At 62.1% G+C, this 18,218-nt stretch carries 19 protein-coding genes; 6 read left to right on the forward strand and 13 right to left on the reverse strand.

From position 1 onward, the window contains the following. Nucleotides 1–39: 39 nt before the first annotated feature. The 3 genes from DFR38_RS03895 (at nucleotide 40) to DFR38_RS03905 (ending at nucleotide 3,664) form a co-directional block, all read left to right on the forward strand. Nucleotides 40–498, forward strand: coding sequence for a Smg family protein (locus tag DFR38_RS03895; protein WP_059287381.1), 459 nt, complete (start codon nucleotides 40–42; stop codon nucleotides 496–498). 170 nt (nucleotides 499–668) lie between these two features. Further along, nucleotides 669–2,966: a type I DNA topoisomerase gene (gene topA / locus DFR38_RS03900; RefSeq protein ID WP_059287382.1), complete on the forward strand. Its 2,298-nt coding sequence runs from the start codon at nucleotides 669–671 to the stop codon at nucleotides 2,964–2,966. A gap of 314 nt (nucleotides 2,967–3,280) precedes the next feature. Continuing rightward, nucleotides 3,281–3,664, forward strand: a complete 384-nt coding sequence (locus tag DFR38_RS03905) for a hypothetical protein (RefSeq protein ID WP_059287383.1) — start codon at nucleotides 3,281–3,283, stop codon at nucleotides 3,662–3,664. A gap of 29 nt (nucleotides 3,665–3,693) precedes the next feature. On the opposite strand, the gene DFR38_RS03910 is transcribed toward DFR38_RS03905, so the two are convergent. Beyond that, nucleotides 3,694–4,065: a DUF1622 domain-containing protein gene (locus DFR38_RS03910; RefSeq protein WP_082693730.1), complete on the reverse strand. Its 372-nt coding sequence runs from the start codon at nucleotides 4,063–4,065 to the stop codon at nucleotides 3,694–3,696. 132 nt (nucleotides 4,066–4,197) lie between these two features. Here DFR38_RS03910 and DFR38_RS03915 point away from each other — a divergent pair, with 132 nt between their 5' ends. Next, entirely contained in the window at nucleotides 4,198–4,947 is a 750-nt protein-coding gene (locus DFR38_RS03915) for a hypothetical protein (RefSeq protein ID WP_110313096.1), read from the forward strand. Here DFR38_RS03915 and DFR38_RS03920 read toward each other — a convergent pair. From DFR38_RS03920 to gshA, 4 genes are all read right to left on the reverse strand, one after another. Next, entirely contained in the window at nucleotides 4,944–5,330 is a 387-nt protein-coding gene (locus DFR38_RS03920; RefSeq protein WP_082693396.1) for a diacylglycerol kinase, read from the reverse strand. The genes DFR38_RS03915 and DFR38_RS03920 overlap by 4 nt on opposite strands. Nucleotides 5,331–5,593: 263 nt before the next feature. Next, the gene (gene gshB / locus DFR38_RS03925; protein ID WP_059286686.1) at nucleotides 5,594–6,550 is read right to left on the reverse strand and encodes a glutathione synthase; all 957 of its coding nucleotides are present in this window, start codon (nucleotides 6,548–6,550) and stop codon (nucleotides 5,594–5,596) included. 57 nt (nucleotides 6,551–6,607) lie between these two features. After that, nucleotides 6,608–7,540: an XAC2610-related protein gene (locus DFR38_RS03930; RefSeq protein WP_059286683.1), complete on the reverse strand. Its 933-nt coding sequence runs from the start codon at nucleotides 7,538–7,540 to the stop codon at nucleotides 6,608–6,610. Between the two features lie 4 nt (nucleotides 7,541–7,544). Then, nucleotides 7,545–8,828, reverse strand: a complete 1,284-nt coding sequence (gene gshA, locus DFR38_RS03935; RefSeq protein WP_059286682.1) for a glutamate--cysteine ligase — start codon at nucleotides 8,826–8,828, stop codon at nucleotides 7,545–7,547. Nucleotides 8,829–9,073: 245 nt separating this feature from the next. Between gshA and DFR38_RS03940 the strand changes: the two genes are divergently transcribed. Further along, a complete protein-coding gene (locus DFR38_RS03940; RefSeq protein WP_110313032.1) occupies nucleotides 9,074–9,562 on the forward strand; it encodes a TlpA family protein disulfide reductase in 489 nt (162 codons plus the stop codon). Between the two features lie 78 nt (nucleotides 9,563–9,640). On the opposite strand, the gene DFR38_RS03945 is transcribed toward DFR38_RS03940, so the two are convergent. Beyond that, a complete protein-coding gene (locus tag DFR38_RS03945; RefSeq protein WP_059286681.1) occupies nucleotides 9,641–11,662 on the reverse strand; it encodes an NADPH-dependent 2,4-dienoyl-CoA reductase in 2,022 nt (673 codons plus the stop codon). Nucleotides 11,663–11,890: 228 nt separating this feature from the next. Between DFR38_RS03945 and DFR38_RS03950 the strand changes: the two genes are divergently transcribed. Further along, complete coding sequence (locus tag DFR38_RS03950) at nucleotides 11,891–12,259, forward strand: DUF1294 domain-containing protein (protein WP_059286680.1); 369 nt, start codon at nucleotides 11,891–11,893, stop codon at nucleotides 12,257–12,259. Between the two features lie 10 nt (nucleotides 12,260–12,269). Here DFR38_RS03950 and DFR38_RS03955 read toward each other — a convergent pair whose 3' ends face one another. The 7 genes from DFR38_RS03955 to purE form a co-directional block, all read right to left on the reverse strand. Beyond that, nucleotides 12,270–13,196 (reverse strand): alpha/beta hydrolase, encoded by a 927-nt coding sequence (locus tag DFR38_RS03955; protein ID WP_059286685.1) that lies wholly within the window; start codon nucleotides 13,194–13,196, stop codon nucleotides 12,270–12,272. 119 nt (nucleotides 13,197–13,315) lie between these two features. Further along, nucleotides 13,316–14,257: an AEC family transporter gene (locus DFR38_RS03960; RefSeq protein ID WP_158527685.1), complete on the reverse strand. Its 942-nt coding sequence runs from the start codon at nucleotides 14,255–14,257 to the stop codon at nucleotides 13,316–13,318. A gap of 190 nt (nucleotides 14,258–14,447) precedes the next feature. Continuing rightward, entirely contained in the window at nucleotides 14,448–15,029 is a 582-nt protein-coding gene (locus DFR38_RS03965; RefSeq protein WP_059286678.1) for a GNAT family N-acetyltransferase, read from the reverse strand. Nucleotides 15,030–15,158: 129 nt separating this feature from the next. Continuing rightward, nucleotides 15,159–16,040, reverse strand: a complete 882-nt coding sequence (locus DFR38_RS03970; RefSeq protein WP_059286684.1) for a phosphoribosylaminoimidazolesuccinocarboxamide synthase — start codon at nucleotides 16,038–16,040, stop codon at nucleotides 15,159–15,161. Between the two features lie 64 nt (nucleotides 16,041–16,104). After that, nucleotides 16,105–16,518, reverse strand: coding sequence for a VOC family protein (locus DFR38_RS03975; protein ID WP_059286677.1), 414 nt, complete (start codon nucleotides 16,516–16,518; stop codon nucleotides 16,105–16,107). Nucleotides 16,519–16,522: 4 nt separating this feature from the next. After that, nucleotides 16,523–17,653: a 5-(carboxyamino)imidazole ribonucleotide synthase gene (locus tag DFR38_RS03980; RefSeq protein WP_059286676.1), complete on the reverse strand. Its 1,131-nt coding sequence runs from the start codon at nucleotides 17,651–17,653 to the stop codon at nucleotides 16,523–16,525. Beyond that, nucleotides 17,654–18,142: a 5-(carboxyamino)imidazole ribonucleotide mutase gene (purE, locus tag DFR38_RS03985; protein WP_059286675.1), complete on the reverse strand. Its 489-nt coding sequence runs from the start codon at nucleotides 18,140–18,142 to the stop codon at nucleotides 17,654–17,656. It abuts the gene before it with no gap. Nucleotides 18,143–18,218 lie beyond the last annotated feature (76 nt).

Raw genomic sequence — 18,218 nt, forward strand, 5'->3', positions numbered from 1 at the left:
CAGACTGGATTCTGTAGCAGCTCATTTGAAGAAGACCTGATGTTTGACGTTCTCACATATTTGTTCGAGCAATACCGTGACCCGGATGCCTTTGGCGACCGCGGCACACTGATGCGCCAGCTGGAAGCCGCCGGCTTCGAAGACGAGGAAATCAACGACGCGCTCGACTGGCTGGACAATGTCGCCAATATGGTGGAAGGCCTGTATGCCAGCGCGGACGACGCCTCGGGCATGCGCATTTATGCCGATGCCGAGCAGGAACGCCTGCCGACCGAAGTGCGCGGCCTGATCCAGTTTCTGGAAGACCACGGCGCACTGTCGCCCTCGCAGCGCGAAATGGTGATCGACCGCCTGTTTGAATTGCCGGATGACGATATCAATGTCGGCTCGGCCAAACTGGTGGCGCTGATGGTGTTGTGGGCGCAAAAGGCAGAACTGCCCATCCTGCTGGGCGAAGAATTGCTGGACGCCATTCACGGCGAACCCACCATGCAATGACTTGTCAGCGCCGGTGCGGCGGGCTTAACATCCCGCCTCGCCTGACGAGACTGCACGGAATTTTGCACAAGAGCGCCACACGCGCTCTTGTTTTATTTGCGCACTTGCTTTATTTGATAGATAGACCCGCTATCAGCCGGAGCCCCTCCGGTACACACTGAAACGAAAACATGCCCTCCAGCCTCTTGATCGTTGAGTCGCCATCCAAGGCAAAAACGCTGAAGAAATACCTGGGACCGGACTTCGAAGTCCTGGCTTCCTACGGTCACGTGCGCGATCTGGTACCGAAAAACGGTGCGGTAGACCCGGAAAAGGGTTTTGCCATGAAGTACCAGCTGATCGCCCGCAACAGCAAACATGTAGACGCCATCGTCAAGGCGGTGGCCGAGGTGGACCATGTCTACCTGGCCACTGACCCGGACCGCGAAGGGGAAGCCATTTCCTGGCACCTGGTGCAGATCCTCAACAGCAAGAAGCTGCTGAAGGACAAGACTGCCCAGCGCGTGGTGTTCCACGAAATCACCAAGAATGCGGTACTGGAAGCCATCGGCAACCCGCGCGAAGTCGCCCAGGACCTAGTCGATGCCCAGCAGGCACGCCGTGCGCTGGATTACCTGGTGGGTTTCAACCTGTCGCCGCTGCTGTGGAAGAAAATCCGCCGCGGCCTGTCGGCTGGCCGGGTACAAAGCCCGGCACTGCGCCTGATCTGCGAACGCGAGAACGAGATCAAGGCCTTTGTACAGCAGGAATACTGGTCGGTACATCTGGACAGCCACAAGGGCAGAACCAAGTTCTCGGCCAAGCTGACCACCCTGGCAGGCCAGAAGCTGGACCAGTTCGCCATTCCCGGCGACGCCGAACACGCCGACATCCTGGCGCGCCTGCAAGGCCATCCGGCCACCGTCACCAGCATCGAGAAGAAAAAGAAATCGCGCAGCCCGGCTGCCCCTTTCACCACCTCCACGCTGCAACAGGAAGCCGTGCGCAAGCTGGGCATGACCACCGACCGCACCATGCGGACGGCACAGCAGCTGTACGAAGGGATCGACATCGGCCAGGGCACGGTCGGTCTGATCACCTATATGCGTACCGACTCAGTGGCGCTGGCCAATGAAGCCGTGGAAGAAATCCGCAGCTATATCAGCGACACCTTCAACAACGACTTTCTGCCCAAGAACGCCGTTGCCTACAAGAACAAGTCCAAGAATGCCCAGGAAGCGCACGAGGCCATCCGCCCCACCTCCATCCTGCGCACGCCGGAATCGGTCAAGCCCTTCCTGACCACCGACCAGTTCAAGCTGTATGACATGGTGTGGAAGCGGACCCTGGCCTGCCAGATGGCACCGGCCAAGTTCGACACCACCAGCGTCGACATCACCATGGGCGAGGGCATCTTCCGCGCCAGCGGCCAGGTGCAGACCTTTGCCGGCTTCCTCGCCGTGTACGAAGAAGACGTGGATGATGCCGAGGACGAAGACAACGCCAAGCTGCCGCTGCTGGAAGAAGGCGACAGCCTGCCGGTGGACAAGCTGTACGGCGAACAGCACTTCACCCAGCCACCGCCGCGCTTCTCCGAAGCCAGCCTGGTGAAGGCGCTGGAAGAATTCGGCATCGGCCGTCCTTCCACCTACGCCAGCATCATCTCCACGCTGAAAGACCGCGAGTATGTGATTCTGGACAAGAAGCGCTTCCAGCCCACCGACACCGGCGACATCGTCAACAAATTCCTGACTGAACACTTCAGCCAGTACGTGGACTACAACTTCACCGCCAAGCTGGAAAACCAGCTGGATGACATCGCCAGCGGCCAGCGTGAATGGGTGCCGGTGATGGACAGCTTCTGGAAGGGTTTTTCCAAGCAGCTGGCAGAAAAAGAGAGCATTTCCCGCGCCGAAGTCACCACCGAAAGCCTGGACGAAGCCTGCCCCAAGTGCAGCAAGCCCTTGTCCATCAAGTTTGGCAAGCGCGGCCGCTTCATTGCCTGCACCGGCTACCCGGACTGCGACTACACCCGCAATATCGGTGAAACCGCCGAGCAGGCTGCCGAAGAAGCCGAAGCCCCGACGGTGATCGAAGACCGGGTCTGCCCGGATTGCGGCGGCGAGCTGCACATCAAGAAGGGCCGTTACGGCAAATTCATCGGTTGCGCCAACTACCCCAAGTGCAAGCACATCGAGCCGCTGGAAAAACCCCGCGACACCGGTGTGGAATGCCCGGAGTGCAAGACCGGTCACCTGATCGAGCGCAAGAGCCGCTACGGCAAGCTGTTCTACAGCTGCAATACCTATCCCAAGTGCAAGTACGCCACCTGGAACCCGCCGGTCGCCGAGCCCTGCCCCAAGTGCAACTGGCCTATCCTCACCATCAAGACCACCAAGCGTCGCGGTACGGAAAAGGTGTGCCCGCAGAAGGAATGCGGCTACAGCGAGGTGATTGCCCCGCCGGAAGCCAAGCCGGCGGAAGAGTGATTCACCGCCCGCGGATTGCCCAGCACGACGCCACCTCAGGGTGGCGTTGTTTTTTTGTCAGGCCGTCACAATGCAGGCCGTGATTGCCGCTACGCCATCAGCATTCGCAACACACTGTTTTTATTGCTTAATTTCAGAAAAATACTCATATAATTCCGAATATGCGCCGCACAGCCTGCCGACAAACCCTGCCGGATTGAGCGTGCCAGCGGTGCAGCTTCCCGCGACGGAGCAATACCTACCCGCACAACGCCGCCTCCAGCCAGGCGGCGTTTGCCATTTGCAGGCCACAAGCCCGGGCAATGAACCACCTCATGAAAACACACAGCAGCTTCTTTTTTACCGGCGCCACCATTCTCACCCTGTTCGGCCTGCTCAGCGGCCACTGGCTGATGTTGCCGCTTGCCTTCCTGATGGCCTTCTGCGGCATGGTGGCCGCCGATCGCGAACAACTGGCCGACATGGACATCCATACCGCGGCCATGCTGCTGGTGCTGCCCAGCCAGCAGCCCTTGCTGCCGCTGGACCACTTCCATGGCAATGAATTGCTGTTCTATCAGGCCGGCAGCCCGGTCTACCGGATACTGCAGGCCAATGGCGCCAGCTGGGAGCTGGTGGGGGAATATGGCAAGGTCGAAGATGTCAGCGGCTGCATCCGGGTCTATCCCGGCTATCTGTACCGCCGCCAGGCGCGCTGAGGCCGGCATAGCAGGCCAGCACAGGGCAGCTAGCGCGCTGGCGGCTGCTCTGCCTGCTCGGTATCGCGGATTTCCCGGGCCAGGAAAAAATTGAGCGCGGTACGCAGTACGGCAATGGCCGCCAGCTTGCCGATCTGGTCCCAGCTGGGGGCTACTGCAGTCGACAGGATATCCGCCGCCAGTTGCAGTTCCAGCGCCAGTGCCAGAAAGCGGGCAAAGCTCAGCCGTACTGCGTTGTATTGCGCCATGCCCGGCTCAAAGCAGCGCTGCAGATAACGCAGGCCGGCAAACAGCACTCCCACGCCAATCACCAGCGCACCACTGGCTTCCACCGCCAGTTTCAGCCACAGCACCAGATTGAGCACCAGTTCTTCCACGCCAGAATCGGCCGGTGACAGCATATGCATCCTCTCGCTTGACAGGGCAGGAGCTGACCAGCATACACGCAAGCACGCTGCCAGGCAGCCCGGCAGCGCAGCGCGCGATGCCATCTGCATGTTATGCTGGGCCGGCTGTTGCTACCGGTCCACTGCATGTTGCTGCTGAAACTGACCCTGATCCCCACCCTGTTGTATGCGCTGTCGCTGGTGGCGCGTTACCGCGGCCCCGCCCTGGCCGGCTGGCTGTCCGGTCTGCCGGTCGTCGCCGGCCCCATCCTGTGGCTGCTGGCCCATGAGCAGGGCAAGGCGTTTGCTGCCGTGGCAGCCATGCAAGCCATCGCCGCCATTGCGGCATCCGAAGCCTTCAACCTGATTTATGCCCGTACCGCAGCGCGCCGGCACTGGCCGCTGGCGCTGGCCGCCGCCCTCGGCGGCTGGCTGCTCGCCGCACTATTGCTGCAGCAACTCACGCCCTCGCTGCTTCTGGCGCTGGGCGTAGCGGCACTGAGTGTCGGGGGCAATTATTTCTGCTTGCCACGGCCAGCGCAGCTGCCGCCGGACAGCCCCAGCCACGAGCGGCTGTGGCTGCGCATGCTGGCTGCCGCCGTGCTGACACTGGCGGTGAGTGCGGCCGCGCAGCGGCTGGGTGCGGCCTGGAGCGGCGTGCTGGCGGTGTTTCCGCTGCTGGGGGTGGTGATGGCGGTATCGATGCAGCAGGCGCAGGGCGCTGCTGCGGTGCAGATGCTATTGCGCGGCATGCTGCTGGGGCGCTTTGCCTTTGCCGCATTCTGTCTGACGCTGGTACTGCTGCTGCCGCGACTGGACCGCGACATCTCCTTCCTGCTGGCCAGCCTGCTGTCATTGCTGGCGCAGTCGGCGTCGCGCCGTGGCTTGCGACCTTAGCGCCCGAACAACACCAGCAGCCATACCGCGGCCAGATTGATCAGGCCCAGCAGCTGGGCGGCGCTGCCCATGTCCTTGGCCCGCTTGGCCAGCGGGTGGCGTTCCAGCGAGGTGTGATCGACCGCGGCCTCGATGGCGGAATTGAGCAATTCGATGATGAGCGTGGCCAGCGAGCTGGCCACCAGCATGGCGCGTGCCAGCGGGCTGGCCGGCACCAGGAACAGCGCACAGGGAATCAGGATGCAGGCCAGCAAGGCCAGCTGGCGAAAGGCATCTTCATGGCGGTAGGCCGCCTTGATGCCGTCCAGCGAATAACCGAAGGCGTTGATCAGCCGGCGGACGCCGGTCTTGCCCTTGAACGGGCTTTCCTCATGCTTGCTCATGTCAGATCCAGTGATTGCGCGGATGGCGGGTGGCATTTGCCGGCCCGGCGAGCGGCATGTTAAGCGCTGCCGGCCAGCCGGGCAAGCGAACCGGCCTTGCTGCCAGCGGCGATGTTGCCGCCGGCAGATGACAGGCTGATGGCAAGGCTTAGAGCCGCTAACAAAACCTCGTAGAGTACCCGAGTCAAGGCGCGCCGACGCAGACAGTACAGTGAGTACGGCAAGTCGGCGCAACGCAGAATCGGGGGTTTTGTGAGCGGGTCTTAATGGGCGGTGGCGCGTTCCAGTGCGTCGATATACAGGCCGGCGACATTGATATCGGTCTGGTCCATGATTTCTCGGAAGCAGGTGGGACTGGTGACATTCACTTCGGTCAGGTAATTGCCGATGATGTCCAGCCCGGCCAGCAGGATGCCGCGCTTTTTCAGCTCCGGGCCGACCGCTTCGGCGATTTCCCGGTCGCGGGCGCTGAGCGGGCGGGCTTCGCCACGGCCACCGGCAGCCAGATTGCCACGGGTTTCCCCCGCAGCCGGAATGCGCGCCAGGCAGTAGTCCACCGGCACGCCGTCAATCACCAGCACGCGCTTGTCGCCATCACGGATTTCCGGAATATAGCGCTGGGCCATGATGGTGCGCTTGCCGCGCAGGGTGATGGTTTCCAGAATCACCGACAGGTTCGGGTCGTTCGGCGTCACCCGGAAAATGCTGTCCCCGCCCATGCTGTCCAGCGGCTTGAGGATCACGTCCAGATGCTGGCGGATAAAGGCTTTCAGCCGTGGCGTTTCGCCGGTGATCATGGTGGGCGCGGTCAGCTCGGGGAAATTGAGGATGGCCAGCTTTTCGTTGAAGTCGCGCAGCGCCTGGCCGCTGGTGAAGACCTTGACGCCCTGCGCCTCGGCCAGGGTGAACAGCTGCGAGGCATACAGGTATTCCATGTCGAAGGGCGGGTCCTTGCGCATCACCACCGCATTGAAGGCGGTCAGCGGCTGGCGATGGACATCGTCCAGCTTGTACCAGGCCGGGTGATCGCCCTTGCGTTCGTCGGTAACGGTGAGGCCACGGGCATCCACCAGCAGCCGCCCGCCCTCCACCGACAGCTGGCGCGCCTCGGCAAAGCTGATGGCGTGATTGCGTCGTGCCGCCTCTTCCATCATGGCAAAGGTGCTGTCCTTGTAGATCTTGAACTGTTCCAGCGGGTCGGCGATGAACAGGATACGCATGGTGCTCTCCAGGGTTTCGCCAGCAGGCACTGGCGGGCCGGCAGACGGCCATCGGATTCATTGATGATAGTAGGCATCCAGCGCATAGCGCCGGGTGGATCTCTTCCAGTGGCCGTTGACCAGGGTTTCGCGGGTTACGCGCACCTGTTTGCCGGCCGGGTCCTGCGCGTCTTCAATCAGCCGCTCCACCGCCTGCAGGCGGTGGTGGGCATCAAACTGGTAATCGGTGGTTTCGTGGTAACAGCAGCCGCTCTTGGCCAGGGTGCGCAAGCGCTTGCGCTTGGCATCCACCTGGAACAGGCCCAGTGTTTCCCCGGTCAGCGTGGATAATTCATCGTTCAGCACAAACTGCTTGCTGGTGGTGTCGTACAGATAAACGCTGTAGGTGGGGCCGCCATAAGGACCGTCGTTGCCATTCTGCACGGCGAAATCGGCATGGCCGTCGAAGTCGAAATCGGCCACATTGATCACCCCCTGCACATCATACAGCCGCGCCGTATTGACCAGCGGCTTGCCATCATCGCCATGCGCCATATAGACATTGTCCAGCCGCAGCTGCTGGATGCGGCGCTGACTGCGCTGGTCGATGATATTGATGATGGCCGGGCCGGCGGCTGCCCAGTCCTGCTCGCCCCAGTCGAGCAGCGCGATGTCAAAGCGATATGCCGGTGTGGCATTGTCGATGTGCTGGTGGATCAACTGCGCCCGCTGCAATTGCGCCAGCCGCTGCTGATAGACGTTTTGCAGGCAGCTGGCATCGGCCTTGCACTCGGCACGCGGACCAGCCAGCCACTGGCGCTGATTGTCCTGCAGCAGACCTTGCTGATTGTGCTGGCGGTAGGCGGCAGCCACTTGCTCGTCCAGCGCGGATAGCGCCGGCTGGCGGCAAATGGCCTGCTCGGTGGCGCTTGCCGCCTTGCTGCAATCAAAGCTGGCGGCTGTGGCCAGCATCGGCAACAGCAGTAGCAACAGGCCACACAGCGGCTTCATGGTTTCAGTCGCGCTCTGGGTCGGTGTTTTCCAGCTCCAGCGCGGCCGCCAGCAGCGCCAGACGGGCAATCACGCCATAGGCGTAGAAGCGGTTGGGCGCACAGTCCGGCGAGCCGTGCTTGTCCGGCAGGCAGGGGGTTTCAAACGACAGCGGTACAAACTGCATGCCCGGTGCGTTGAGGTTTTCGTCAATGCCACGGCCGGTATGCACGCGGTAGAAGCCACCGGTGACAAAGCGGTCCATCATGTATACCACCGGCTCGGCCACCGCGTCATCCACGGTTTCGAAGGTGTACACGCCTTCCTGCACGATGACTTCGGAGACTTCCAGCCCCTCCTTCACCACCGACATCTTGTTGCGCGCCTTGCGGTTCAGACCGATGACTTCTTCCGGGCTCTTCACGCTCATCACGCCCATGCCGTAGGTGCCGGCGTCGGCCTTGACGATGACGAAGGGGTCGTTCTTGATGCCGTATTCACGGTATTTGACGGCAATCTTGTCCAGCGTGCCGGCCACGGCTTCGGCCAGCGCATCCTCGCCCTGACGGGCATGAAAATCCAGCCCGCTACAGTTGACGAAGTAGGGGTTGATCATCCACGGGTCGATGGAAATCAGCTGCGAGAACTGCTCGGCCACCTGATCGTAGGCGGTGAAGTGATTGCTCTTGCGCCGTACTGCCCAGCCGGCATGCAGCGGCGGCAGCAGGTTTTGTTCCAGATCCTTGAGGATGGCCGGGATGCCGCCGGACAGGTCATTGTTAAGCAGCACCACGCAGGGGTTGAAACCGTCGGCCAGCTTGAGGCGGTTACCCTGGCGCAGGATGGGTTCCAGCTTGACGATGTCGCCGCCGGCACTGGTCAGCTCGGTGACCTCGGTGATTTCCGGGTTCAGCGTACCCAGCCGCACCTTGAGGCCGGCCTGCTCGAAAATATGCACCAGCGTGGCCACATTTTGCAGGTAGAAGGTGTTACGGGTGTGGTTTTCCGGAATCAGCAAGATACTGCGCGCTTCCGGACAGACTTTTTCCACCGCGGCCTGCGCCGCCTGGATGGACAGGGGCAGGAAGTCCGGATTCAGGTTGTTATGCCCGCCAGGAAACAGATTCATGTCCACCGGAGCCAGTTTGAAACCGCTGTTGCGCAAGTCGACCGAGCCGTAAAACGGTGCGGCGTGGTTATGCCACTGACTGCGGAACCAGTGTTCGATATGCGGTTGGGCGGTAAGAATGCGACTTTCCAGCTCCAGCAGCGGGCCGGTCAGTGCAGTGGACAGATGTGGGACGGTCATGGGTTCCCCTAGACGGTGGATGACTTGCAGCGAATTGATCTATGGTGGGGGTTGCAGTCGGGGAATTCAAGCCTGCTGGATGAAGGAATGCTTCAGCGCATCCGGTTTGGCATCATGCGGCAGCGGCCAGGGCGGTACACCATATTTTGCCCTGCAGACAGGAAACTTGACCACAGGCTGCCACTCCAAAATCATCCGGGTAAAATTCCCCCTGGCGACTTGCCACTCATCATGACGGAGGCCACATGAGCCCGACTACCCTGCGCACCAGCCTGCTGGCCGCCCTGTTCTGCCTGCTGCCACTGGGCGCGCTGGCTGCCCCCACGCTGGCGCAAACCCGCTTCACCGACCAGGCCGGCAGCTCGGTCTCGCTGCGCGCCTATCAGGGCAAGGTGGTGCTGGTGAATTTCTGGGCCACCTGGTGTGGCCCCTGCCGCGAAGAAATGCCCATGCTCAATAGCCTGCGTGATCGTCTGGCGCCCAAAGGCGTGGAGGTGGTGGGCATTGCGCTGGACAACAAGGCAGAGACTTACAATTTCGCCCGCCAGTTGAGAATCGGCTATCCCATCCTGCTGGGCGACAGCGATACCCTGAGCCTGCTGCGCACGCTGGGCAACCCGGCCGGTGCCCTGCCCTACAGCATCATTCTGGACCGCAACGGCAAACAGGTGGGCAGCCTGCTGGGGCGGCTGAACGAAAAGAATCTGGAAGATACGCTGCGCCACTTTCTGTAAGTGCGCTACAGCACCGCCAGCACCCTCCCCGCAGCACGCTGCGGGGATTTTTCAGGGTGAAGACCGGGCACCGCCCGATCAGATGGCCGCCGCCAGCGTGGCACCCTGATTGATGGCACGCTTGGCATCCAGCTCGGCCGCCACATCGGCACCGCCAATCAGGTGTACCGTCTTGCCGGCATCCAGCAGCGGCTGCTGCAATTCGCGCAGGGGATCCTGTCCGGCACAGATGATGACGTTATCCACCGGCAACACCTGTGCCTCGTCCTTGATGATGACATGCAGGCCGGCATCGTCGATCTTCTGATAGCTGACGCCGGACAGCATTTTCACCTTTTTCATTTGCAGGCTGGCGCGATGAATCCAGCCGGTGGTCTTGCCCAGGCCATCCCCCACCTTGCTTTGCTTGCGCTGCAACAGGTAAACCTCGCGCGGGCTGGCATGCGGCTGCGGGCCTTGCGGGCTGAGACCCCCGGCATGTTCCACACTCATGTCCACGCCCCATTCGCGCATGAAGGCCGCCACGTCCAGCGATGTCGACCTGCCCTCATGGGTCAGGTATTCGGCGGTATCAAAGCCGATACCACCGGCACCGATGATGGCCACACGCTGGCCCACCGGCTTGCCGTGCTTGAGCACGTCCAGGTAATTGAGCACCTTGGGGTGGTCGATGCCGTCGATCTGCGGCAGGCGCGGCGCAATGCCGGTGGCCAGTACCACTTCTTCAAAGTCCTTCAGCATGGCGGCATCCACACGGGTATTCAGACGCAAAGTCACGCCGGTTGCGGCCAGACGGCGGTCGAAATAGCGCAGGGTTTCATGGAACTCTTCCTTGCCGGGAATGCGCTTGGCCACATTGAACTGGCCGCCGATCTCGCCTGCGGCATCGAACAGCGTCACCTGATGACCGCGCTCGGCGGCAATGGTGGCAAACGCCAGCCCGGCCGGGCCTGCCCCCACCACGGCAATCTGCTTGGGCTGTTGCGCCGGGGTGTAGTTGAGTTCGGTTTCGCGACAGGCGCGCGGGTTCACCAGACAGCTGGTGAGCTTGCCCTGGAAGATGTGGTCCAGACAGGCCTGGTTGCAGCCGATGCAGGTATTGATTTCATCGGCCTTGCCGGCTGCCGCCTTGTTGACGAAATCCGGGTCGGCCAGGAAGGGACGCGCCATCGACACCATGTCGGCACAGCCGCTGGCCAGGATGTCTTCCGCCACTTCCGGGGTGTTGATGCGGTTGGTGGTGATCAGCGGAATGTTCACCTGGCCCATCAGCTTTTTGGTGACCCAGGCAAAGCCGCCACGCGGCACCATGGTGGCAATGGTGGGGACACGCGCTTCATGCCAGCCGATGCCGGTATTGATGATGCTGGCCCCGGCGCGTTCGATTTCCCGTGCCAGCTGCACCACCTCGTCCCAGCTGCTGCCGTCCTGCACCAGGTCCAGCATCGACAGGCGATAGATGATGATGAAGTTGCTGCCCACCGCGGCGCGCACCGCCTTGACGGTTTCAATGGCAAAGCGGATGCGGTTTTCAAAACTGCCGCCCCAGTCATCGCTGCGCTTGTTGGTGGCGCGGGCGATGAACTGGTTGATCAGATAGCCTTCCGAGCCCATGACCTCGACGCCGTCATAGCCGGCCTGCTGGGCCAATCTGGCGCAGCGGGCGAAGTCGGCAATGGTTTGCCACACCTCGGCATCGGACAGTTCACGCGGGCGGTAGAAGTTGATCGGCGCAATCAAGGGTGAGGCCGACACGCATTTTTCCTGAAAGCTGTAACGGCCGGAATGCAGGATCTGCAGCGCAATCTTGCCGCCTGCCGCATGCACGGCATCGGTCACCTTGCGGTGGTCCGGCACATGCTGTTCATCCGCCAGCATGGAGGCGCCCTCGGCCACACAGCCTTCCGCATTCGGTCCCACCCCGCCGGTCACGATCAGCCCGACGCCGCCACGGGCGCGCTCGGCATAAAAAGCCGCCATCTTGTCGAAGCCACCGGGGGCTTCTTCCAGGCCGGTGTGCATGGAACCCATCAGCACACGGTTTTTCAGCGTGGTAAAACCCAGATCCAGCGGGGCCAGCAAATGCGGATAGGCAGTCATGTTTCGTCCTCGTCGACGTGGCGAGCAGGCGCTCACCCTGATTGTGGTTCAGCCGCCGGGCATTTGCCGGCATGACATGGATTATTGTCGCTCGACAATACTTACTAGTAAGTAAGTTGTCAACGCAAGCCATAGCCCGGATGTGCTCCTGCACCGCGCATGCGCGCTCACCCTGCTTGGCGTGTACAGGCAGCCTGCTTACACTGTGTCTTTTCTGCCGGATACCCCATGTCCCTGCCGCGCCCGCTAGCCAATCTGCTTGCCCTGCCGCCCTTGCTGGCCGCCGGCAGCTTTGCCCTCACCGACAGCCTGTTCTGGCCGCTACTGCTGTATTTCGGCATGAGCGTGCTGACCTTTGCCCTCTACGGCTGGGACAAGCGCCAGGCCGTGCATCACGGGCGGCGCACACCGGAAAAACTGCTGCACTGGCTGGAGCTATTGGGCGGCTGGCCGGGCGGTTTGCTGGGCCAGTACTGGCTGCAGCACAAGTCGAGCAAGCGCAGCTACCAGCTGATGTTCTGGCTGATCGTGCTGGCCCACTGGCTGGCCTGGGGCGGCTGGATTGCCTGGCTGTGGCATGTCGCCCACCCCGTCTGAAGCGGCGGTGCTAGCGCTTGATCACCCTGTCCAGCCATGCCTGCATGTCCTGCAATACTTCGGCCCGATTGCTCTCGTTAAGCATTTCGTGACGCCCCCCGGGATAGACATGGCTGTGGATGTCGATCAGCCCGGCATCGCGGTAGCGGATCTCCAGCTGCCCCAGGGCCAGCCGGCCATGACTGACCGGATCGCGGCTGCCGGCCAGCAGATACACCGGGCAATGCCGAGGCAGGCGCCCGGCTGCGATGGCCTCGCCCTGCTCCAGCGCGATGATGCCGCCGAACAGATCGATCCACAGGCCGGGAGTGGGGTCAAAACCACACAGCGGATCGGCAATATAGGCATCCACCTGGGCGCGGTCGCGTGACAGCCAGTCCATGCGGGTGCGTGCGGGAATAAAAGCCAGATTGAAGCTGCCAAACACCAGCCTGGCCATGAAGCGGCTGGGTGCATTCATGCCGCCCAGCCGCCCTGCCAGCCGGGCCACGGCGCGCAGTACATACGCCAGCGGACGCTGGCGATAGCCGGTGGCGGACAGCAGCAGGCCAGACAATTGCTCGCCGTATTGCAGGAAATAACTGCGCGCGATAAAGGAACCCATGCTGTGGCCAAACAGCAGCAGAGGCTGTTGTGGATGCTGTGCCGCGGCGTGCCGGCGCACACACTCCACGTCATCCACCACCTTGTCCCAGCCCTGTTCGGCAGCAAACCAACCCTGATGGGCCGCATGCGGGCCATGGCCGCGATGGTCGTGGGCATAGACCGCGATGCCTTGCGCTGCCAGCTGCAGCGCCACCGGCTGATAGCGGGCGGCATATTCGCTCATGCCGTGGGCAATCAGCAGCACGGCACGCACGGCCTGCCCCTCGGGTGGCAACCAGCAACAACCATTAATACGGTGGCCATCGGCCGCCAGCAAATCGAAATGCTCCATGTTTTCCTCGTTGCGCTGTGCGCTCCGCTTGCCCAGACCTGGGGTGCGGTGCTGCATTGATGATGCAGCCATCATGCGTCCTTGCCGGCAGATGTCGCAAGCACAAATCCGCTCCGCAGCTACAGGGCGGGCAGCAAGGCAATGGTCATCACCAGGGTGGGAATCCCCAGCACGGTACTACACAGCAAGGTGGCGCCCGACAGCGCATAAGGCAGCCGCAGGCTCACCCCGAACAGGATGCCAAAAAAGCCGGAAGGGATGGCGGCCAGCAGCACCAGCGCCTGCGTCAGCTCGCGCGGTAATGCCAGCCATAGCGCCAGCCCGTATACCAAAGCCGGATGCAGGATGTTTTTCAGCAGCGCACCGAGCACGATATGCCAATCCAGCCGGAAGGGCTGGGCCGAAACCAGCAAGCCGGTCACAAACAGGGCGACACCGCCCACGGCCAGCCCCATCATCGAAAAAGCAGCACGCAGATAATCAGGCAAAGGCCATTGCAGCACGGCCAGCAAGCTCCCCAGCAGCGGTGCCAATACCACTGGATTACGCAGGATGTTCAGCAGCGTCCGCAGCAGTGGCAGGTGATCAGACGCGGCGGCACTGGCCGGCTTGCCCTGTAATAAAAACAGGGTCAGCGGCGAAATGACCACGCTGCCGGCAATGATGGCTACCGCTACGGCCAGCGATTCTGCTGGCGACATCACCGTGGCCAGCAAGGGCAGGCCTACCGCTGCATAGTTGGGCAGTGCCACCGTACAGGCCTGCATGGCGGCCAATGGTGGCTTTTGCCGCCACAGCAGCCGTTCCAGCGCGTAGCTGAGCCCAAACAGCAAGAGCATGGACAACACCAGCAAGACAAACAATGGCAGTTGCTGATGCAAGGAACCCAGCGAGGCATTCGCCGTGGTCAGGAACAAGGAACAGGGCAAGGCAAAGCGCATCAACAGGCTGTTGAGTGATTCGACATGCACATTGTCTACACGCTGCCGTTTGCCAGCATAAAAGCCCAGGCTCAGGACAAAGAACATGGGCGACAAAGATAGAAGGATGGTGTGCAGCATGATTTCCCCGGCTTCAGGATGAGGTTTGCCCCGCGGTGTCAGGGCAGCATGCGCATGGTGCATGGCAGGGCAAAGCCGGTCCAGCCGTGCCGGTCGCGCAGGAAGCGCTGGCAAACTGGCCAAAAATACTGGGGACAAACAGGAGGGAAGGTGATTTGCAAAGCGTGCCGCAAGGCGCAGCACGACAGCATCAGGCCAGCATCCGCGCCGGGTCAAACTGTGGATTGGTAAGCGAAGTCAGCACATGGTCGCGCCATGCGCCATTGATATACAGGTAGTCACGTGCCAGGCCTTCTTCAACAAAGCCCAGACGCTGCAACAAGGCGGCACTGCGCTGATTATGCGGCTGGTAATTGGCTTGCAGGCGATGCAGCCGCAGGTCGTCAAAGGCAAAGCGGATGATCTCGCTGACCGCCTCGTGCATCAGCCCCTGCCCTTGCAGGCTGTGGTCGATGCCGTAACCCAGATGCGCCGCCTGAAACACGCCGCGCACGATATTGCTGAGGCTGACCGTGCCGATGATCTGCCGCGGCTGCTCCGGCCGGGTAAGCAAAAAGCGCGCGCCCCGCCCCTGTTCCCAGCTCAGCGCCTGCTGGCGCAGCTGCATGGTCCAGTACAGCTCGGTAAAGAACATGTCGCCCGGCTTGGGGTCCCAGGCGGCAAAATGCTGACGGTTGCGCACTTGATAATCCAGCATGGGACGCGCCAGGCCGATGTGCGCGGGCAACAGCTGCAGGCGTGGCGTGGCAAGGACGGGCTGGATGGTGGTCATGGCGGCGGCAGGCAAGAGAGGTTGGCCTGAGAGTGTAAGCGCAGCGCACCGGTGACTCAAGCCGCCTGCCAGACGCAACAACGCCCGGACAAGCCGGGCGTCGGGTCTTGCTGCGTGGCGCGTGGCGGCCTAGTTGCCAGTCAGCCGTTCCAGCGCTTCGCGGTACTTGGCGGCGGTTTTTTCGCGCACCTCCAGCGGCACGGCCGGGGCCGGCGCCTGCTTGTTCCAGCCGGAGGCTTCCAGCCAGTCACGCACGAACTGCTTGTCGAAGGACGGCGGATTGCTACCGGCAGCATAGCTGTCGGCCGGCCAGAAACGGCTGGAGTCCGGGGTCAGCGCTTCGTCCATCAGCACCAGGGTGCCGTCTTCATCCAGACCAAATTCAAACTTGGTATCGCAGATGATGATGCCGCGCTTGGCCGCGAATTGGGCTGCGGTCTTGTACAGCAGGATGGCGGTGTCGCGCACCTTGGCGGCCAGTTCGGCACCGACAATGGTTTCGCACTGCTGGTAGCTGATGTTTTCGTCGTGATCGCCCACAGCCGCCTTGGTGGACGGAGTGAAGATGGGCTCGGGCAGCTGGCTGGATTCCTGCAGGCCGGCCGGCAGCGCAATGCCGCACACGGTGCCGGACTTCTGGTATTCCTTCCAGCCGGAACCGGCCAGATAACCGCGTACCACGGCCTCGATCGGCACCGCTTTCAGGCGCTTGGCCACCACGGCGCGGCCTTCCACTTGCGGCAGGTCTTCGGCCGACACCACGTCTTCCGGCTTGTCACCGGTCAGGTGATTGGGCACCACGTCCTTCAGGGTTTCAAACCAGAAGTTGGAAATGGCGGTGAGGATCTGACCCTTGGCCGGAATCGGATCATCCAGAATCACGTCGAAGGCGGACAGGCGGTCGGTGGCGATCATCAGCATGCGCTTGTCGTCGATCTCGTACAGATCGCGTACCTTGCCGGAGTAGATTTTCTTCAGGCTTTTCAGATTGGTGGTATTAAGTCCGGTCATGACACGTCTTTCATCAAATTGATCGTATTGATCCTGGTGCGGCACTGCTGTCAGGTGCTGCACCTCAGTCAAACCATTGCATGCCTTCATAAGGTTGCTGTCGACAGGCGGCCAAACGACTCTCTAGCGAACCGACATGCAACTCGAGAAGGTGACCGTCGGGATCGCGGAAGTAAAAGGAATCACCTTCGCTGCGATTCTCCTTGCTCGGCTTAATGCCCAAGGCAGTCAGCGCCGCTCTTGCCGCGGCAAAATGCTCAGCCGACACACTGAAAGCGACATGCGTGTAGCCCGCCTTTACTCCCTCTGTCACGGTTTCATCTAACGACAGACAGAGCCAGACATCGCCCCACAGCAGATAGCCGCCCTGCAACCAGCGCGCCCGAGGCCGCACTCCGGGCAGCGCAGTATAAAACTGCCAGGAGCGTTCCAAATCGGCCACTGCCAGCGTCAGGTGATTCAATCCGCCAACTGGCATGAGCTTACAGCGTATCCTTCAGCGCTTCGGCCTGTTCCAGAGCCTCGTCGGCAGTGGCGGCCATCACGTTGAAGTGGCCCATCTTGCGCCCCGGCCGCGCCTGCTTCTTGCCGTACAGGTGCAGCTGGGCATTGGGGGCCTCGGCCAGCACGTCCCAGTTGGGTTCGCGGCCGTCTTCCTTCCAGACATCACCCAGCAGGTTCACCATCACCACCGGGCTGAGCAGGTCGGTGCGGCCCGGCAGCAGGCCGCACATGGCGCGCACTTGCTGCTGGAACTGGTCGGTCAGGCAGGCCGTCAGGGTGTAATGGCCGGAATTGTGCGGGCGCGGGGCGATTTCATTCACTACCAGGCTGTCGTCGTCCAGCACAAAGAATTCCACCGCCAGCACGCCCACATAGTCCAGCGCTTCGGCCAGGCTTTGCGCCATCTGCTGGGCCGATGCGGCCAGCGCCGGGGCAATGCGCGCCGGTACGATGGACACATCCAGAATGCCGTTCTTGTGGCTGTTTTCCGCTACCGGGAACACCGCCATCTGCGCCGTGCTGACACGGGTGACAATGGCCGACACTTCCAGCTTGAGGTCCAGCATCTTTTCCAGCACGCAGGCCTGACCACCCAGATTGGCATAGGCGGCGCGGGCTTCGTCCTGGGTGCTGACCCGCACCTGGCCCTTGCCGTCGTAACCCAGACGGGCAGTCTTGAGGATACCCGGCAGGTAAGGCGTCAGGTCGACCTGGATGTCTTCCACGCTTTCAATGGCCAGATACGGCGCCGTCGGCAGGCCGGCCTTGTTGATCCACGACTTTTCGACAATGCGGTCCTGGGCGATGGCCACGCAATCACCAGACGGCGATACACGGGTGGTGCGGGCCAGTTCGCGCATGGCATCGGCGTTGACGTTTTCGAATTCGGTGGTGACCGCAGCGCAGGTCTGCGCCAGGGTCTTGAGGGCAGCAGCGTCATTGAAGGGCGCACACAGGTGCACATCGGCAAACTGGGCGGCCGGCGCATTGGCATCCGGGTCCAGCACCGTCACCCGGTAGCCCATGGTCTTGGCGGCCACGGCGAACATGCGGCCCAGCTGGCCGCCGCCGAGTATGCCCAGCATGGACGGCGGCAGGATGGCAGCCATTTATTCGACCTCCGGCAGCGACATCGCCAGCACGGTTTCTTCCTGGCGCTTGCGGAAGGCGATCAGCTTTTCCGCCAGCTCCGGCACGGTATTGGCCAGCATGGCCACGGCAAACAGCGCGGCATTGGCGGCACCGGCTTCGCCGATGGCGAAGGTGGCCACCGGAATGCCCTTGGGCATTTGCACGATGGACAGCAGCGAATCTTCGCCGCGCAGGTATTTGGACGGCACCGGCACGCCCAGCACCGGCAGGTGGGTCTTGGCCGCCAGCATGCCCGGCAGGTGGGCAGCACCGCCAGCACCGGCGATGATGGCTTTCAGACCGCGCGCAGCAGCGGTTTCGGCGTAGTTGAACAGCAGGTCCGGGGTACGGTGGGCGGAGACGACGCGGGTTTCAAAAGCAACGCCGAAGTCCTTCAGTACGCGGGCGGCGTTCTGCATGACTTCCCAGTCGCTGTTGCTACCCATCACGATGCCGACTTCAATCATGGCGGTGCAGCTCGGGGAGGAATAAAGAGGTGATTTTACCTGAGAGCAGGGGTGGGCCGGAATGGTTTTTTATTTT

The organism is Aquitalea magnusonii (genome assembly GCF_003202035.1).
Taxonomy (GTDB): Bacteria; Pseudomonadota; Gammaproteobacteria; order Burkholderiales; family Chromobacteriaceae; genus Aquitalea; species Aquitalea magnusonii.

Bases quoted from the DNA above. Each gene is read 5' to 3' on its own strand.
- DFR38_RS03895 (WP_059287381.1), top strand. From the start codon at position 40: ATGTTTGACGTTCTCACATATTTGTTCGAGCAATACCGTGACCCGGAT.
- topA (WP_059287382.1), top strand. From the start codon at position 669: ATGCCCTCCAGCCTCTTGATCGTTGAGTCGCCATCCAAGGCAAAAACG.
- DFR38_RS03905 (WP_059287383.1), top strand. From the start codon at position 3,281: ATGAAAACACACAGCAGCTTCTTTTTTACCGGCGCCACCATTCTCACC.
- DFR38_RS03910 (WP_082693730.1), bottom strand. From the start codon at position 4,065: ATGCTGTCACCGGCCGATTCTGGCGTGGAAGAACTGGTGCTCAATCTG.
- DFR38_RS03915 (WP_110313096.1), top strand. From the start codon at position 4,198: ATGTTGCTGCTGAAACTGACCCTGATCCCCACCCTGTTGTATGCGCTG.
- DFR38_RS03920 (WP_082693396.1), bottom strand. From the start codon at position 5,330: ATGAGCAAGCATGAGGAAAGCCCGTTCAAGGGCAAGACCGGCGTCCGC.
- gshB (WP_059286686.1), bottom strand. From the start codon at position 6,550: ATGCGTATCCTGTTCATCGCCGACCCGCTGGAACAGTTCAAGATCTAC.
- DFR38_RS03930 (WP_059286683.1), bottom strand. From the start codon at position 7,540: ATGAAGCCGCTGTGTGGCCTGTTGCTACTGCTGTTGCCGATGCTGGCC.
- gshA (WP_059286682.1), bottom strand. From the start codon at position 8,828: ATGACCGTCCCACATCTGTCCACTGCACTGACCGGCCCGCTGCTGGAG.
- DFR38_RS03940 (WP_110313032.1), top strand. From the start codon at position 9,074: ATGAGCCCGACTACCCTGCGCACCAGCCTGCTGGCCGCCCTGTTCTGC.
- DFR38_RS03945 (WP_059286681.1), bottom strand. From the start codon at position 11,662: ATGACTGCCTATCCGCATTTGCTGGCCCCGCTGGATCTGGGTTTTACC.
- DFR38_RS03950 (WP_059286680.1), top strand. From the start codon at position 11,891: ATGTCCCTGCCGCGCCCGCTAGCCAATCTGCTTGCCCTGCCGCCCTTG.
- DFR38_RS03955 (WP_059286685.1), bottom strand. From the start codon at position 13,196: ATGGAGCATTTCGATTTGCTGGCGGCCGATGGCCACCGTATTAATGGT.
- DFR38_RS03960 (WP_158527685.1), bottom strand. From the start codon at position 14,257: ATGCTGCACACCATCCTTCTATCTTTGTCGCCCATGTTCTTTGTCCTG.
- DFR38_RS03965 (WP_059286678.1), bottom strand. From the start codon at position 15,029: ATGACCACCATCCAGCCCGTCCTTGCCACGCCACGCCTGCAGCTGTTG.
- DFR38_RS03970 (WP_059286684.1), bottom strand. From the start codon at position 16,040: ATGACCGGACTTAATACCACCAATCTGAAAAGCCTGAAGAAAATCTAC.
- DFR38_RS03975 (WP_059286677.1), bottom strand. From the start codon at position 16,518: ATGCCAGTTGGCGGATTGAATCACCTGACGCTGGCAGTGGCCGATTTG.
- DFR38_RS03980 (WP_059286676.1), bottom strand. From the start codon at position 17,653: ATGGCTGCCATCCTGCCGCCGTCCATGCTGGGCATACTCGGCGGCGGC.
- purE (WP_059286675.1), bottom strand. From the start codon at position 18,142: ATGATTGAAGTCGGCATCGTGATGGGTAGCAACAGCGACTGGGAAGTC.